Source organism: Collinsella sp. TM06-3 (assembly GCF_003436395.1).
Lineage (GTDB): Bacteria > Actinomycetota > Coriobacteriia > Coriobacteriales > Coriobacteriaceae > Collinsella.
In genome coordinates this window covers 26,845-42,667 of sequence record NZ_QSPG01000013.1, presented here as the reverse complement: position 1 = coordinate 42,667, position 15,823 = coordinate 26,845, and the positions used below count along the sequence as shown (strand labels likewise).

Below are 15,823 nucleotides of genomic sequence, written 5' to 3'. Positions count from 1 at the left end.
GCAATGTTTCTCATCTTTCGACAACTTTTCAAAACCTGTTGAAAACTTTGGAAAACGGACGAAAAGTTCTCAACATTGCCAACATGACCTGTTGAAAACTCGATGAAATATCGTGAAAAGTTGCCATGCACCGCTAAATCGAGCTCGGCTTATGGGGGAACCGTGTGAACTGCGCAACCTTTTACCTTTGATTTCTTGACATTTGAACATTGATTTCCCTACAATCTTCAAGCTCACGTGTCTATATCTGCGTCCGCGCCCCCGCGGACACTCGAAATGCAGCAGGAGGAACTTAAGATGAAGCGTACGTATCAGCCTAATAAGCGTAAGCGTGCCAAGACCCATGGCTTCCGTGCCCGTATGGCCACTAAGGGTGGTCGTGCCGTGCTCGCCCGTCGTCGCGCCAAGGGCCGCAAGCGTCTCACTGTCTAGCAGCGATACACACATCTCGCATGAAGACTATTAAGTCTCGGCAAGATTTCGAGCATGTGTTCAGTCAGGGGCGTCGTTTCAATCACCCTCTGATTCGAATGACCATATGTGAATCGGTTGGCGAAGGCGACTCCGGAAGGGTCGCCTTCGTTGGTGCTAAACGGCTCGGTTGTGCTGTCGTGCGCAACCGTTCTAAGCGTGTGATGCGCGAGGCCGCCCGCAGCTGTGGATTTCCCGTTGCGGGTTATGACATCATCTTGTTCGCAACTCCCAAGACGAGGGTTTCTTCGCCTCAGGAGATGGACAATGCATTGCGTTCGCTTATGAAACGCGCCGGCGTTGCCGGGGAGGAGCGATGAGCAATCACGTTTTGCGACGTGTTGCCATCGCTCCTATTCGCATATATCAACAGGTTATTTCGCCCTTATTGCCTGACGCCTGCATTTATTACCCAACGTGCTCGCAATACGCCGTCCAGGCGATTGAGAAGTACGGTGTTTTGAGAGGCTGCTGGCTTGCCGTGAGGCGCATCGCTCGCTGCAATCCCCTGCACGTCGGCGGTTATGACCCTGTGCCCTAGCGGGCACTCGCTATCGGAGGAAAACTTACATGTGGGATTGGATCGTTAACATCCTTTTCGAGCTGCTCAAGCTCATCCAGACCTTTGCGGTCGACTGGGGCCTGTCCATCATCATCCTGGTGGTCATCATCCGTCTGCTGCTGACGCCGCTTATGCTCAAGTCGACTAAGTCGACGGCACGCATGCAGGTGCTGCAGCCCAAGATGCTCGAGATCCAGGAGCGCTATGCCGACGATCCCCAGCGTCAGGCCGAGGAAATGCAGAAGTTCTACAGCGAGAACAAGTTCAACCCGATGGCTGGTTGTCTGCCGCTGTTGATTCAGATGCCTGTCCTGTTCGCCCTATTTACGCTGCTGCGTAACCTGCCGGACTACTTTAACGACGGCACGTTCTCGTTCTTTAATATTCTGCCCGACCTGACCACCACGCCGAGTGCCTCCTTTGCCGATGGCTTTATGGTCGCGCTGCCTGCGCTGGTCTGCCTGATCCTGTTCGCTGTCCTGACCCTGATTCCGCAGCTCTATATGTCGCGCAACCAGACCGGCCAGAATGCTCAGAGCATGCGTATGATGGCCGTTGTCATGACGGTCATGATGCTTTGGATGGGCTGGAGCCTCCCCGTTGGTGTTCTGCTGTACTACGACGTCTCGTCTGCTTGGCAGGTTATCCAGCAGATTTTTGTGACGCAGAAGGTCATCGACAAGGCGAAGGCCGATGAGGAGGAGCGCCTTAAGAACGCGCCGCTGCAGGTTGAGGTCACTCGTCGCGAGAAGAAGCCGCGCCCGCACAAGAAGAAGTAGCGGGATATCAATCTTATTTAGGTACCTAACTTTTGGAGTACGTTATGTCTGATGAGATCATCGAGGATATGCTTGAGGAGGTTGCCCCGCAGATTGCGGGCGATTATCCCGAGATTGCACAGCGCTACAAGGCCGGTGAAGAGCTGACCGATGAGGAGCTCGACACCATCGCCGATGTTGCGATTTCCATTCTGCGTTCCATCCTTTCGCACTTCGATGCCGCCAACTCTCCTATTGATGAGTACGAGGGTGACGAGGGTGAGCTGATTTTGGATGTTACCGCTCCTGATCTTGCTGTTCTCATTGGCCGTCATGGTCGTACCCTTGATGCCCTTCAGGTTATGTTCTCTTTGCTGGTGAGCCGCAAGCTTGGCTTTAGGTATCCGGTTGTAGTGGACGTCGAGGGATACAAGAGCCGCCGACAGGACAAGGTTGCCTCCATGGCTCAGTCTGCTGCCGAGCGTGCCATCCGCACTCATAAGAGTGTTTCGCTTCCGCCCATGAATGCCTACGAGCGCCGACTGGTTCACATTGCACTTCGTGGCAATGATGCCGTCGATACTCATTCTGAGGGTTCTGACCCCGATCGCCATGTGGTGATTGTTGCTCGATAATCTACTCGAGCTTATGCTAAGGGGACGTGGTTTCCACGTCCCCTTTTTTTGTCAAAAGTTCTCGATACACTGATTTTTGTCAGAAAGGAGCTTTCGTTGTTAGTACTTACTGAGCAGCAAGCTGACGAGATGTTGAGTCGCCTAACTTCCTATTGCAAAGAGTATTCCTCGAGCGTAACTGATGTTGAGCTGAGGAAATGTATCAAGCATTTGGATTTGGTTTTGGAAACAAATAAGACAACCAATCTCACCCGCATTCTCAACGTAGAAGATGCTGCAGTACTTCATATCCTCGACTCACTTGTTTTACTCCCCTATATCAATAAGGCTCCTGAGGGAGCTTTGCTCGATATGGGTACAGGTGCGGGCTTCCCTGGTATTCCGTTAACCATAGCCACGCATCGTAAAGCAACTTATATTGACTCTGTTGGCAAGAAGGTTGATGCTGTCAATTCCTTTGTCCATGCTCTTGGATTGAAACATGCTCATGCGGTCCATGATCGTCTTGAAGAATATGCTCGAAACCATAAGAAGCAGTTCTCTGTCGTAACCGCCCGCGCACTGGCCCCTCTACCGATTCTTGTTGAGTATGCGGCTCCGTTCCTCAAAGATGGAGGGCTATTTGTTATCACCAAGGGCAATCCTTCGGATGAGGAGCTTGCTTCCGGCATGTCAGCAGCTAAGATTTGCGGCTTTACTTTGCTTCTGAATGACGCAATCGATTTGCCTGAGGGCTTGGGCCACAGGGAGTTCATTGTTCTTAAGAAGAGCCATCCAGCATCTGTCTCATTGCCTCGTGCAAATGGCATGGCAAAGAAGAATCCGCTTGCCTAGATGTTTCACGTGAAACATAATGGATACTAACAACTTGCAGTGTTTCACGTGAAACATGGCGGTTGATATCGAATCGGAATGTTTCACGTGAAACATCCTCCGTTTGACAGCTTTAATACACACCAGGAGGGACCGTGGGATTTCGTGACGTTAAGCGTTCTAAGAGCGCAAAAGACACGCGTATCATTGCAATCATCAATCAAAAAGGCGGTGTCGGTAAGTCGACGACGGCTGTAAACCTTGCAGCAGCACTGGGTGAGCAGGGTCGTAAGACACTGATTGTCGATTTTGATCCGCAGGGAAACAGCACCAGTGGATTCGGAATTGAAAAAGAAGACCTTGATCGCTGCATCTATGATGCATTGTTGAATGATGTGCCGGCAGAATCACTTGTTCTTGATACAAATTGCAAAAAGGTATTCGTAATTCCGGCTACCATTCAGCTTGCAGGCGCGGAAATTGAGCTCGTAAGCGCAATTGCTCGTGAAACCCGCCTCAAAGATTTGCTTGAGCCAATTCAGGACGAGTTCGATTTTATTTTCATTGACTGTCCTCCTTCGCTCGGCTTGCTTACAATCAACGCCTTGACTGCAGCAGACAGTGTTTTGATTCCGATCCAGTGCGAGTATTATGCACTCGAGGGTGTTACGAAGCTGCTTGAGTCAATGAAGATGGTCAAATCACGTCTGAACAAGGGCTTAGACACCTATGGCGTGCTTATGACCATGTATGACTCGCGTACTTCTCTGTCGAATCAGGTTGTTGAGGAGGTTCAATCGTACTTTGGTGATAAGGCGTTTAAGACGTTGATTCCCCGTACAGTTAAAATCTCCGAAGCTCCGTCTTTTGGAGAACCGGTAATTACCTATGCACCTCAAAATAAGGGTGCAAAAGCGTATATGAACCTTGCAAAAGAGGTGATCAAGCGTGCCTAGTGCAAAGAAACGTGGCGGATTAGGACGTGGTCTCAATGCTTTGGTCTCAGAGGCCGAATATGAGACCGGTGGTTCGGCTGCATCTGCTTCAAATGCCGCATTTGAAACAAAACTCCCTATTGAGGATATCGTTCCCAACCCTAATCAGCCGCGAATTCACTTTAACGAAACTGAACTTCGCGAGTTGAGTGAGTCAATCCAAGAGCATGGTGTTTTGCAGCCGCTTTTGGTTCGCAAGCACGGAAACGGCTATGAGATCATTGCTGGTGAACGTCGTTACCAAGCGTCAAAGCTTGCTGGTCTTGAGGAACTGCCTGTCATCATTAAAGATGTTAATGATGAAGAGATGCTGGCCCTTGCACTTATCGAAAACCTTCAGCGTTCTGATCTGAATCCCGTTGAAGAAGCCAAGGGGTATCGCCAGCTCATTGATGCCAGTGGTATGACCCAAGAGGCATTGTCGAAGGCTGTAAGCAAGTCACGCTCTGCAATTACAAACTCGCTGCGCCTTCTCGATCTCCCCGAAGTTGTTCAGCAGATGATTTTTGAGGGTAAACTTACTGCTGGTCATGCACGTGCGATTCTTGCTGTTCCCTATGAGGACGCTCGAATTCGACTTGCTGAGAAGGTTGTTGCACAGGGTCTTTCCGTAAGAGCGACAGAAAATCTTGCTCCGTTGTTTTCTGCCGGAGAGACGCCTAAAACGTCGAGGCCTGCAACGCCTCAGTCTTTTAAAAAGGCTGCCCGTGTACTTCGTCAAGTATTTAATACCAACGTACGTGTGAAGAGCTCACGTGGAAAGAATAAGATTGAGATTGAGTTTAAAGACGAGGAAGAACTCTCTCGTATTCTTGGTGAAATGATTCAGTTTGATCAAGGAGACCAAGATGAGGAATAAGATTTTAACTGCGATTGCATTGGCGACGACTGTCGCGGCTGGTGCCTTTGCTGGCTATAAAATCGCGACAGACGATGAGCTCCGAGGTCGTTTGCTTCGTGGTGCGCAAGATATCGTCGATACGTCCAAGAAGAAAATGGATGTTATGACAGAAGATGTTGCCATGCGAACTGCTCAGGTAACGAAGAATCCCAAGATTAATCAAGGTTGGGTTAGCAACCAATGGGAAAATGTGGGCTATTAGGTACCTAACAATTACTCAGTAAATTTTGAGGGGTCCTTGTCTGATTCACGAGACAAGGACCCCTTATTATGGCCGTAATAATTGAGACCAGTGGCAGCTGATTCATAATCGTAGCAGCTGATTCAAAATTAAGGTCAATAAATGAAACGACCCCGCTTGCATATTCTGCAACCGGGGTCGTTCATGTTTCACATGAAACGATTTGGGGTGCGACTCCCCTATGCGTTCTTCTGAACTTTGAAGCGCTGCTTCAGCTGTCCGCAAGCGGCGTCAATATCGTTACCACGGGAGTTACGGATCGTGGTCTCGATGCCACGGGACTCAAGACGACGCTGAAGATCCTCAACCTTATGAATCGGCGACGGCTTGAGCGGGCTGCCCTCGATGTCGTTAAGCTGAATGAGGTTAACGTGGCACAGCGTTCCCTCGCAGAAGTCGCAGAGCGCCTGCATCTCGGGATTCGTATCGTTGACGCCTTCGATCATGGCATACTCATAGGTCGGGCGGCGGCCAGTCTTCTCGGTGTAGAGCTGAAGCGCTTCGTGAAGGCGAAGCAGCGTGTACTTCTTAACACCGGGCATGAGCTTATTGCGCGTCGACTGGATGGCGGAATGCAGGGAAACGGCAAGCGTGAATTGCTCGGGGATGTCGGCAAATTTGCGAATACCGGGAATAACGCCGCTGGTAGAGACGGTGAGGTGACGAGCGCCGATACCGATGCCGTCGGGGTCGTTGAGGATTCGCAGCGCCTTGAGAACCTCGTCGTAGTTGGCAAACGGCTCGCCCTGGCCCATGAAGACAACGCTCGTGGTGCGCTCGCCAAAGTCGTTGGATACATGAAGTACCTGGTCGACGATCTCTTGAGCGGTCAGAGAACGCTTAAGGCCGTTGAGACCGGTAGCGCAAAAGGCGCAGCCCATGCCACAGCCTGCCTGGGTGGAAACGCAGACGGAAAGCTTGTTGCGACGGGGCATACCGACGGTCTCGACGGAAATGCCGTCGTGGTACTCGAGCAGGTACTTGCGAGAGCCATCTTTGGAAACCTGCTTGGTGAGTTCAGTCGGCGTGTCAAAGGCAAAAGCCTCTTTAAGCTGCCCGCGGAAAGCCTTGGGAAGGTTGGTCATGTCGTCAAACGAACAAACGTTCTTCTCAAAGACCCATTCGATGAGCTGCTTTGCGCGGAAGGCGGGCTGGCCAAGCTCAGCCACGAGCTCGCGAATATCGTTTTGGCTCAAGTCGCGAATGTCCTGAGATTTAGTCCTGGGATTCATGGAAGCCTTTCGATTTTGGGGAAACGTAGAGGGTATCGCTACAATATGGTATCAGCTGCAGAAATTATAGAGGAGGAGTCTGCCCATGCCGGGTAAAAGCCTAGAGAACATGCACGTAGCGGTCTTGGCGGGCGGTCATTCCGCTGAGCGCGAGATCTCGCTCAATTCGGGAAAGAACGTCGTGGTGGCACTGAAGGAAGCCGGCTACACCTCGGTGGAGCTGCTCGACACGGCTGCCGATGACTTTATGGTAACCATGGCGACCGGCGGTTTCGACGTGGCATTTATCGCCATGCACGGCGCCGGCGGTGAGGATGGCGCCATGCAGGGCGCCATGGAGACCCTGGGTATCCCCTACACGGCCTCGGGCGTGCTTGCCAGCGCCTGCGGTGCCGACAAGGAGGTCTCTAAGCTCCTGTACGCCAAGGCGGGCATTCCCATTGCCCCCGGCATCGCGCTCGAGGTGGGCGATGAAGTCGATATCGATCATATCGTCGAGGTTTGTGGCGAGCGCTGCTTTGTGAAGCCGGCCGTCAACGGTTCCAGCTATGGCATTTCCCTGGTCCATGAGCCCTCCGAGCTACCCGCGGCAATCGCCAAGGCGTTTGAGTACGGCGACAAAGTGCTGGTCGAGAAGTGCATCGAGGGTACCGAGATCACCGTCGGCGTATACGGCGAGGATGACGTGCGCGCCCTGCCGATTGTCGAGATCCGTAAGCCCGAGGACTGCGAGTTCTACGATCTGGACGTGAAATATGTCGACCCTACGGACATCCATCGCATTCCGGCGCAGATTTCACCCGAGAACTACGCTCGTGCCCAGGAGCTTGCCTGTGCCGCTCACAAGGCGCTCGGTTGCCTGGGTATCTCGCGCAGCGATTTTATCGTGAGCGAAGACGGCCCCGTTATCCTCGAGACCAATACCATTCCCGGCATGACCGATACGTCGCTGTATCCGGATGAGATCCGCCACACCGACGACATGACGTTCCCGCAGGTCTGTGACAGCCTGATCCGTATGGGACTTCGTCGAGCGGGCGTTGCATGCTAATCGAGGACGCTGTATCTCCTGGAACGCCACAGTTTGTCAACGATTCTTATGCCACGCTCGCCGAACGTGCAAAGACACAATCGTTTGGCCTCATCGAAGAGGACGTTATCGTCCTCGATACCGAGACCACGGGTCTTTCGGTACAGGACAACGAGTTGATTGAGATTTCCGCGGCCCGTCTTTCGGGCCGCGAGATCATCGACCGCTTCGATACCTTCGTGCATCCCAAGCAGCTGATTCCCGCCGAGATTACCGAGCTCACGAGCATTACAAATGCCGATGTGGCAGATGCCCCGTCGGCCGTTGAGGCCGTCGCCGCTCTCGCCGATTTTGTCGGTGGTTGCCCGGTGATCGCACATAACGCCACGTTCGACCGCTCGTTTATCGAGTCGGTCAAAGGCGGCGTCAACGTGAGCGATATTTGGATCGATTCGCTGGCGCTGTCGCGCATCGCGCTACCGCGCCTGGCCTCGCACAAGCTGTCTTTTATGGCCGATCTGTTTGGCTGTGACTCGGTATCACACCGTGCCAATGCCGACGTCGACGCCCTGTGTGGCGTATGGCGCGTGTTGCTCGTGGCGCTCACCGACTTGCCCCAGGGCCTCATGGCGCGCCTAGCCGACATGCACCCGGATGTGCCTTGGTCCTATCGTCCTATCTTCTCGTTCTTGGCGGGGCAGAACCCTGGTTCTATCTTCTCTCTCAGCGCCGCTCGTGCTGACGTCCTCAAGGCCGATCGCGCCGACGATCGGGTGGACGCCGACGAACTGCCGGTCCTCAAGATGCCGAGTCGTGAGGAGATTGAGGCAGACTATGCGCCAGGTGGCCTGGTCAATCGCATGTATCCCACCTACGAGCCGCGTGATGAGCAGATCGCGATGGCGCTCGAGGTCCGCGATGCGCTAGTCACGGGCACTCATCGTGTAATTGAGGCGGGCACGGGCGTTGGCAAATCGATGGCCTATCTGGTGCCTTTTGCCGAGGCAGCACGCCGTAACAACATCACGGTTGGTATTGCGACCAAATCGAACAATCTTGCCGACCAGCTCATGTACCATGAGCTGCCAAAACTTGCCGAGCAACTGGACGGTGGTCTGTCATTTTGCGCTCTCAAGGGGTATGACCACTATCCGTGCCTGCGCAAGCTCGAGCGCATGAGCCGAGGCCAGGTCGAGATTACCACCAAGCGCGATCCGGCGGACACGCTCACGGCGGTCGCGGTCATTATGGCGTACGTCTGCCAATCAGCCGATGGCGACCTCGACTCGCTCGGCATTCGGTGGCGCAGCGTCAACCGCCCCGACTTTACGACGGCCTCGCGCGAGTGTGCCCGTCGCCTCTGCCCGTTTTTCCCTGATAAATGTTTGGTCCACGGTGCTCGCCGTCGTGCGGCGCATGCCGATGTGGTGGTCACCAACCATTCCCTGCTGTTCCGCAATGTCGCGGCTGAGGGCAGGATTTTACCCCCGATTCGTCATTGGGTAATCGACGAGGCCCATTCCATCGAGCGCGAGGCGCGCCGCCAGTGGGCGCGCGTGGTGTCGGCGGACGAATCACGCGTTCTGTTTGAGCGCCTGGGTGGCTCGAGCACCGGCGCGCTAAGCCAGGTTTCCCGTGATTTGGCAACCTCCGAGGGCTCTACGCTCTATTTGGGCCTTACTGCCAAGGCGACGTCGACGGTTGCGCGCGCGAGCATGGCAATCGCCGACGTGTTCGATGGCGTTCGCGAGCTCGGCCGCCGTGCCCGTGGGGGTTATGACAATGCCAATCTATGGATTGGCCCCGAGTTGCGCGAATCTGACGACTGGCATGATTTCTTACAGTCGGCCTACACAGCCATCGACGCATTGGAACAAGCTGACAAAAGCGTCGAGGCGCTGGTGCAAGCCGTCGCCGCCGACAAGCCCGAGGTTGTTGTCGACCTGGGTGATATCTCGCGCCGCCTGCACGAGCTGATCGAGAACCTCAAACTCATCATTGATGGCACCGATGAACACTACGTATATTCGCTGCAGGTCAATCGCAGGTTGCGTGCCGGCGGAGAGTCAGTGACCGCAGAGCGCATCGACATTGGCGAGGCCTTGGCAACCGAGTGGCTGTCCGAGGTTCACACGGCTATCTTTGCCTCGGCAACCATGACGGTGTCCAAAAGCTTTGAGCACTTCAACCATGCTGTCGGCCTCGATCGCATCGGTGCTTCAACATCCTCATCGCTGCACTTGGACTCGAGCTACGACTTCGATTCGAACATGGCTGTAGTCGTTGCGGGCGATATCCCCGATCCGCGCGATCGTGAGAGCTATCTTACGGCGCTCGAGCGCGTGCTGGTCGACGCCCATCTTGCCATGGGCGGATCGGTGCTCACGTTGTTCACCAATCGGCGCGACATGGAGGACCTGTACGCCCGCGTTGAGCCCAAGATGGCCCGTGCGGGTCTGGAGCTCAACTGCCAGCAGCGCAACTCATCTCCTCGTCGCCTGCGCGACCGGTTTATCAACGAGCCGACCTCGTCGCTTTTTGCGCTTAAGGCCTTCTGGGAGGGGTTTGACGCCAGCGGCGAGACGCTGCGTTGCGTCATCATTCCCAAGCTGCCGTTCTCGAGCCCCACGGACCCGCTCTCGTGCGAGCGCAACCTGCGCGAAGACCGCGCTTGGGCGCGCTATTCGCTGCCCGAGGCGGTGCTCGAGGTTAAGCAGGCGGCCGGCCGCCTTATCCGCTCGTCGACCGATTGCGGCGTGCTGATTCTGGCCGACCCGCGCCTGGTGACGAAGGGCTACGGGAAGAAGTTCTTAACGTCGCTGCCCACGAGCTCCTACCAGCGCATCGAATCGGCGCAGATCGGGCACTATCTGCAACTGTGGCGCGCACGTCACGAGCGGCGGCGCTAAAGCGGACAGACGAGGGTTTTTGCCATATCGCACAGACGCTTTGACAGGGTGGGGTCATCCAAGATGCGGATGGCTCCGCCCGCTGCGATTATCTGGCTCAGTAGCCAACGCTCGGAGCCGTAATGCACGGTTACCGTTGCCGTGTCTGCCCCGCCGCGCTCGATGAGGGTGATGCCGGCCCAGTCCAGATGCTCCGCCATATCGAATGGCATCAGGAGCTTTGCGCTACGCTGCGTCCGGGCAAGGGAATCGTGGAGGGATGCGACGTCCGGTGCGTGAGGCACGACGGAGTCTTCCGTCAAGGTGAGTCCCTCGATTTTATCCATGCGATAGGTGCGCTGCTCATCGACCGCGATGTCCCAGGCAATTAGGTATGTTTGGTCGCCGTTTACCGTAATGCGCAAGGGGTCGACCAGACGCTCGCGTGGCCGCGCATCGTCCATCGAGCGATACGAGATGCGGCAGCGAACGCCGTCCTGAATGGCGCAGCTCAGCTGCTGCCAGTGCGACCCGTGGTTGACGGTGTCAAAGACGCGCTGGTTATAGCCGAGCTCTTCGGGCAGAAGAGCATGTCGAATCCGAGCCGCCGCCTGGGGCTCGATCCCCAACGATTCAAGTTCATGGTTGAGCACAGCGCCTTCGGCGGCACTCAGGCGCAGCGGTAGCACACGCCCGGCGTCACCGGTGAGGACCACACGCTCGCCGCGGCATTCGCAGATGATGCGCGCGCCCGATTCTCGGTCCGCGAGCGCCGAGACGATCTCGAGAATCTCGTCGAGCGATGCCCCCGTGATGTCAAAGCGGCTGCAAATCTCGGTTCGTGTCATGCCGTTCTCGCCGGCGGCGTAGAGGGCCTCCATGATGTCGATGGCGCGCGAGAGTCTCTGCTCGCTGGTGAGTTTACGCACGGGCATGCTCATGCACCGTCCTTTCAATGAGGTGGTTCCACGCCTGCTTGAGCGATTTGGGGGCCATGGGCCTCATGCCGTCCGTGGCGTGGGCCATGCAAAATGAGGCGGCGGCTTCAAGGTCACGCACGTCAACGGTCCAGGTCCATCCCGCATCGGTGTGTGCGAGCTCACCTCGCCCGCGCGTGAGGCCGTTGATCATATCGATCTGCGTCTGAGGGGCGAACGAGAACGTGGCTGCAACGGGCGGTCGGTCGGCAAAATCGAATTCAAAGAACAGATAGTCGTTGAGATTGAAGTCCGCGGGGATGGCGTAGGCCTTCGAAGGACGCCAGGCGCGAACGATACGGTCGCAGCGGAATGTCCTGATGTCGTCGGTGACATTGTCGAGGCCGCAGAAGTACGCCACGCCCTCGCGCTCGAACATGCCGTAGACGCAGACGGTACGTTCTTTCTGCTCGCCGCGTCCGTTCTGATATAAAAATCGCAGCGCGCACCGCTCGGCAAAGGCGCTCCATACCGCATCGACGGTGGGAGAGCGGCGGATCGGTGCATCGTCCACCGCCGACATGCCGGTGAGGTAGGCAATCTTGGAGCGAATATCGGCAAGCGGCGCGGCAAAGGTGGATGAGCCGGCCGCTAACGTCTGGTCGATGGCGTTGAGCAGGATATCGGCGTCGTCTGCGGTGATGAGGCCGCCCGCAGCAAACGTGTGCTCGCGGTCGATTGTCCACGAGCTTTCCTCGGTCTCCTGCGCACCGGCGGGGCGAACCTCCTTGATTAAGATGCCACGCTCGAGCAGTTTGTCACGATCGCGCCGAAACTTGCGCTTATCCGAGTCGATATTGCCCGAGCCATATCCCAGGTCAGAATCCAAGACGATCTGCTCGGTCGTCAGCGGTTCGGGGGAGCTGTTGAGCACAAAGAAAAGATTGAGGATGCGCTGAGCCGTTTTATCGAAACTGGGCTCCGAATTCCCCTTTTTAATTGTCGCGGTCGCGTCGCTTGCCGTCATAGAGTCCTCGCATGAGAAGATGGTTTGCTGCCATGATTTTAGTCCGATATGGAGATTAGGCTATATCCTTGTCCGCTCGGGGCGTTAAGATGGCCCGAATTCGGTCGTTTGCGCTCGCTCGGGGTATACTTTCGACTATATACGGTTCTAATGTGCATGCATTGGGCCTATTTGTCGGATTATGGATGTGGAGCGCACATGGCGAACACCCAGAACTATATTAACCACCTGCTGCAGAACACCGGCATCACGCCGGCATGCAGCGAAGAAGAGCGCTTGGCTGCCGAGGATATCGCTCAGATCTTCCGCAACCACGGCTTTGATCCCGAGGTTCAGGAGTTCAATGCCCCGGCGCCCAGCAGGTTGGCATTTGCCGTTACCGGTATTCTTGCGTTTGCCGGCGCCCTGCTGATGGGCATCGGCGGCGGCATCGGCTTGGTCGGCACCTTGCTGGCCATTGTCGGCGCCGTTCTTTACGTGCTCGAGCGCACGGGCCACCCCGTGGGTTCGCGCCTGGGCAAGACGGGCGTGAGCCAAAATGTCATCGCCTACCACAAGGCCTCGGGCCCGCTCGCGTCTCCGCGCAACCGCCCGGTGGTCGTTGTCGCACACTACGACTCTCCCCGTGCTGAGCTGCTCGCCCGCGAGCCCTATGCTTCGTATCGTGCGCTCATCGCCAAGCTGTTGCCCGTTGCCACGGTTGCCCCCGCTGCCGTTGCCATCTTGCGTATCCTGCCGCTCCCCGGCGCGCTCAAGGTTCTGCTGTGGATTGTCGCGATCCTCGCTTCCCTCGTTGCGCTCGCCAACGCGGCAAACATCATTTCTAACCGTTTTGTGCTTCCCTATACGTCCGGCGCAGTGTGCAACAAGTCTTCTGTCGCCGCTATGCTCGGCGTTATGGACAACGTTGCTCCCTTCCAGGGCGAAAACGAGTTTCCCGACGATGTTCCGTTCGATACCTATTTTGGGGAGCAGAAGCGTCGTGCCGAGGAGATGGCGCGCGCAGCAGCGGAGTATGCCGCGGCCCAACAGCAAAACGACTACGGCAACACCATCGAGTATGAAGAGCCTACCTACGCCGAGGACGAGTTCGGTCAGCCGATTGCTCCCGACGCTCAGACCGAGCCCGAACAGGGCGAGGCTTTCGACGAGCAGATCGAGGGCTTTGAGGGTGCGTCTGCCGACGAGACGCTGATTGGCGCCATCGTGCCCGAGGATCAGAATCAGGCTGTCCAGGCCGAAGAGTTCAATGACGAGGTTCCCACTGCCGAGCCGGCGGAGGAGCCTGTCGCGGCCGAGCCCGAGCCCAGGCTCTATCGCAATGCCGCCGGCAACATCCGCTTTGGTTCGGATGCCATCCGTGCGCTCGGAATGCTTCCCGAGTCCTGCACGCTCGATTACGAGGAAGGCGAGGAGCCGACGTTTGAGCCCGAGCCTGCCCCCGTCGTGACTGCATCTGCGCCCGTTGTCGCCGTGGATGATGAGTCTGCCGCGGTTGCCGCTGCCGTTGCCGAGCCCGAGGCGGTGTCCGCGATCGATCCCGCGGCAGGACTGGACATTTTGGCTCCCGCCGCGCCGGCGCAAGACGTTACGGACGAGCCTGACGACGATTACGCTGAACAGCCGAGGCGCGTGTCTTACGAGAGCGATACTGATTTCTCGGCCGAGATTCCCGCGGCAACGCCCCATGCCGATATTGCATCCGCGTTCTCTTCGATTGGCGCCAGCGCTTCCAACTTCTTTAAGGGTGCGCTTGCAAAGGGCAGGAAATTTGTCGACGATTTCGAGGGGAAGCGCGCTGCCGCACGCGAGGCTGCCGAGCAGGAGGCTATCGCTCAGCAGCAGGCAGCCGAGGCGGCACGTGAGCGCGCGGCGCAAGAGTTCGAGCAGAACGAGGCTATGCAGTCCGTGCCTGTCGACGCCGCCGAAGCTACAACGTCCTTTGAGGCTCAGCAGCACGTCGATAGCACCATGTCGTTTGATGCCGCGCGGTTCGATTCCACGATAACGTTTGAAAAGCAAGGCACCGCGATTGCCGAGCCCCTTCCTGTTTCCGATGAGCAGGGCGACGCGGCAGACGATGACGAGCCTATTGATGCTGCCGAAATCCAAGATGTCGCCGGGCACGAGCCCGTCGAGGTCAGCTGTGACGAAGAGCAATACGCGGCAGCCGATCAAGGTGATTCGACCGAGGTCGAGCAGGAGGAAGTGCCTGCGGTTTCCGAGGCTCCCGAGACAGATGAGTCGAGGCCTTACTCCACGCAGATTTTCACCATGCCGACCCCGAGTGGTTCCGGTGCCACGGTTGCCGATGTTGCTCCCACCCAGGACGAAACGGTCGATTCCCTTATGGCCCAGATTTCCTCCCAAGCATCGCCGCGTCCGCAGATGAATGTTCCCGATCCGGCGTCGGCACCCTCCTCGTCTCCGCTGGCTTCGGTCCCCGATCCGTCGCTGCCGTCGATGAAGCAGACAAACGTTGCGTCTCGCACGTCGCTGTTCGACCTTCCCGATCCCTCCGCACAGGTCAACGACCCCTTTGCTACCGCTCAGGGTCCCGAACCCACATCGGCACCCGTTGCGCCTCCTATGCCCGTTGCGTCGGGCGCACAGCCGATCGAGACCATTTCGGCTCCCGCCCCTGCGGCACCTAAGTCTCGCAAGCGCGGCCTGGGCGGCCTGTTCGGTCGTAAAAAGAAAAACGAACAGGACAGCATGAGTGATTGGCTGGGCGTCGAAGACGATTACGATGCCAAGAAGTCCGGTCGCGGCATCGGTTCGTGGGATAATTTCGAGGACGATAACGATGGCTGGAAGGGCGGCGCTACGTCTTCCGACGGCGCTTCCTCCGAAGATATGCTCTCGGCTGTCGCCTCTATGGGCGATGATGAGCTGCTCGGTCACGATATCTGGTTTGTGACAACGGGCGCCTCGGATTGTGATGGCGCCGGTATGAAGGCCTTCTTGGCTTCGCATCGCGATAAGCTCCGCGGCGTATTCTTCATCAATCTTGAATCCGTCGGCGCCGGTAGGCTTTCGGTGGTGACGGTTGAGGGCGAACAGCAGCTGCTCAAGGGAGATCGCCGCATCATGAACCTGGTCAGCAAGGTGTGCAAGTCGTTCCATGTCGATTGTGGCGCGCTCGAGATGCCCTATGCCAAGACCGATGCCTATGCCGCGCTCGAGGCGAGCCGCCGAGCCCTCACCATCGCCGGCGTGGACGGCACGCGCCTGGCTTGCGCTCGTACCGAGGACGACCTGCCCCACAATGTCAACCCGACGAACATTGCCACGGTATCCGAGGTCGTGACCGAGGTTATCCGCCGTTCGTAGACGGAGCTCTAAGGAGTCAA

General features: G+C 56.8%; 15 protein-coding genes. 12 read left to right on the top strand and 3 right to left on the bottom strand.

The features are described from left to right. Nucleotides 1-297 precede the first annotated feature (297 nt). From rpmH to DXD56_RS06570, 9 genes are all read left to right on the top strand, one after another. Nucleotides 298-432, top strand: coding sequence for a 50S ribosomal protein L34 (gene rpmH, locus DXD56_RS06610; RefSeq protein WP_019127408.1), 135 nt, complete (start codon nucleotides 298-300; stop codon nucleotides 430-432). Between the two features lie 20 nt (nucleotides 433-452). Next, complete coding sequence (gene rnpA / locus DXD56_RS06605; RefSeq protein ID WP_082435526.1) at nucleotides 453-791, top strand: ribonuclease P protein component; 339 nt, start codon at nucleotides 453-455, stop codon at nucleotides 789-791. Next, nucleotides 788-1,012 carry a membrane protein insertion efficiency factor YidD gene (gene yidD, locus DXD56_RS06600; RefSeq protein WP_022093804.1) on the top strand — a complete coding sequence of 75 codons (225 nt, stop codon included), beginning with the start codon at nucleotides 788-790 and terminating at the stop codon, nucleotides 1,010-1,012. The genes rnpA and yidD overlap by 4 nt, the downstream gene beginning before the upstream one ends. A gap of 29 nt (nucleotides 1,013-1,041) precedes the next feature. Next, complete coding sequence (locus DXD56_RS06595) at nucleotides 1,042-1,812, top strand: YidC/Oxa1 family membrane protein insertase (protein ID WP_117640644.1); 771 nt, start codon at nucleotides 1,042-1,044, stop codon at nucleotides 1,810-1,812. Between the two features lie 44 nt (nucleotides 1,813-1,856). Beyond that, nucleotides 1,857-2,426, top strand: coding sequence for a R3H domain-containing nucleic acid-binding protein (locus DXD56_RS06590; protein ID WP_117640643.1), 570 nt, complete (start codon nucleotides 1,857-1,859; stop codon nucleotides 2,424-2,426). Between the two features lie 96 nt (nucleotides 2,427-2,522). After that, a complete protein-coding gene (gene rsmG / locus DXD56_RS06585; protein WP_233524954.1) occupies nucleotides 2,523-3,260 on the top strand; it encodes a 16S rRNA (guanine(527)-N(7))-methyltransferase RsmG in 738 nt (245 codons plus the stop codon). Nucleotides 3,261-3,394: 134 nt separating this feature from the next. Then, nucleotides 3,395-4,195 (top strand): ParA family protein, encoded by an 801-nt coding sequence (locus DXD56_RS06580; RefSeq protein WP_117584022.1) that lies wholly within the window; start codon nucleotides 3,395-3,397, stop codon nucleotides 4,193-4,195. After that, nucleotides 4,188-5,093: a ParB/RepB/Spo0J family partition protein gene (locus tag DXD56_RS06575; RefSeq protein WP_199411560.1), complete on the top strand. Its 906-nt coding sequence runs from the start codon at nucleotides 4,188-4,190 to the stop codon at nucleotides 5,091-5,093. Before DXD56_RS06580 ends, DXD56_RS06575 begins: the two co-directional genes overlap by 8 nt. Beyond that, nucleotides 5,083-5,337 carry a hypothetical protein gene (locus DXD56_RS06570; protein ID WP_022093798.1) on the top strand — a complete coding sequence of 85 codons (255 nt, stop codon included), beginning with the start codon at nucleotides 5,083-5,085 and terminating at the stop codon, nucleotides 5,335-5,337. The genes DXD56_RS06575 and DXD56_RS06570 overlap by 11 nt, the downstream gene beginning before the upstream one ends. 218 nt (nucleotides 5,338-5,555) lie before the next feature. Here the strand turns inward: DXD56_RS06570 and rlmN are convergent, their stop codons facing one another. Beyond that, on the bottom strand, nucleotides 5,556-6,608 hold the full coding sequence (rlmN, locus tag DXD56_RS06565; protein ID WP_117640641.1) for a 23S rRNA (adenine(2503)-C(2))-methyltransferase RlmN: 1,053 nt from the start codon (nucleotides 6,606-6,608) through the stop codon (nucleotides 5,556-5,558). Nucleotides 6,609-6,693: 85 nt separating this feature from the next. On the opposite strand from rlmN, the gene DXD56_RS06560 reads away from it, so the two are divergent. After that, the gene (locus tag DXD56_RS06560) at nucleotides 6,694-7,659 is read left to right on the top strand and encodes a D-alanine--D-alanine ligase (protein ID WP_117640640.1); all 966 of its coding nucleotides are present in this window, start codon (nucleotides 6,694-6,696) and stop codon (nucleotides 7,657-7,659) included. After that, the gene (locus tag DXD56_RS06555; protein ID WP_117640639.1) at nucleotides 7,653-10,547 is read left to right on the top strand and encodes a helicase C-terminal domain-containing protein; all 2,895 of its coding nucleotides are present in this window, start codon (nucleotides 7,653-7,655) and stop codon (nucleotides 10,545-10,547) included. The genes DXD56_RS06560 and DXD56_RS06555 overlap by 7 nt, the downstream gene beginning before the upstream one ends. On the opposite strand, the gene DXD56_RS06550 is transcribed toward DXD56_RS06555, so the two are convergent. Together DXD56_RS06550 and DXD56_RS06545 are read right to left on the bottom strand one after the other, a co-directional pair. Next, on the bottom strand, nucleotides 10,544-11,467 hold the full coding sequence (locus DXD56_RS06550) for a YafY family protein (RefSeq protein ID WP_117640638.1): 924 nt from the start codon (nucleotides 11,465-11,467) through the stop codon (nucleotides 10,544-10,546). The two genes, DXD56_RS06555 and DXD56_RS06550, sit on opposite strands and share 4 nt — an antisense overlap. Further along, nucleotides 11,448-12,470 (bottom strand): YafY family protein, encoded by a 1,023-nt coding sequence (locus DXD56_RS06545; protein WP_117640637.1) that lies wholly within the window; start codon nucleotides 12,468-12,470, stop codon nucleotides 11,448-11,450. Before DXD56_RS06545 ends, DXD56_RS06550 begins: the two co-directional genes overlap by 20 nt. A 198-nt stretch (nucleotides 12,471-12,668) precedes the next feature. On the opposite strand from DXD56_RS06545, the gene DXD56_RS06540 reads away from it, so the two are divergent. Beyond that, on the top strand, nucleotides 12,669-15,803 hold the full coding sequence (locus DXD56_RS06540) for a hypothetical protein (RefSeq protein ID WP_117640636.1): 3,135 nt from the start codon (nucleotides 12,669-12,671) through the stop codon (nucleotides 15,801-15,803). Nucleotides 15,804-15,823 lie beyond the last annotated feature (20 nt).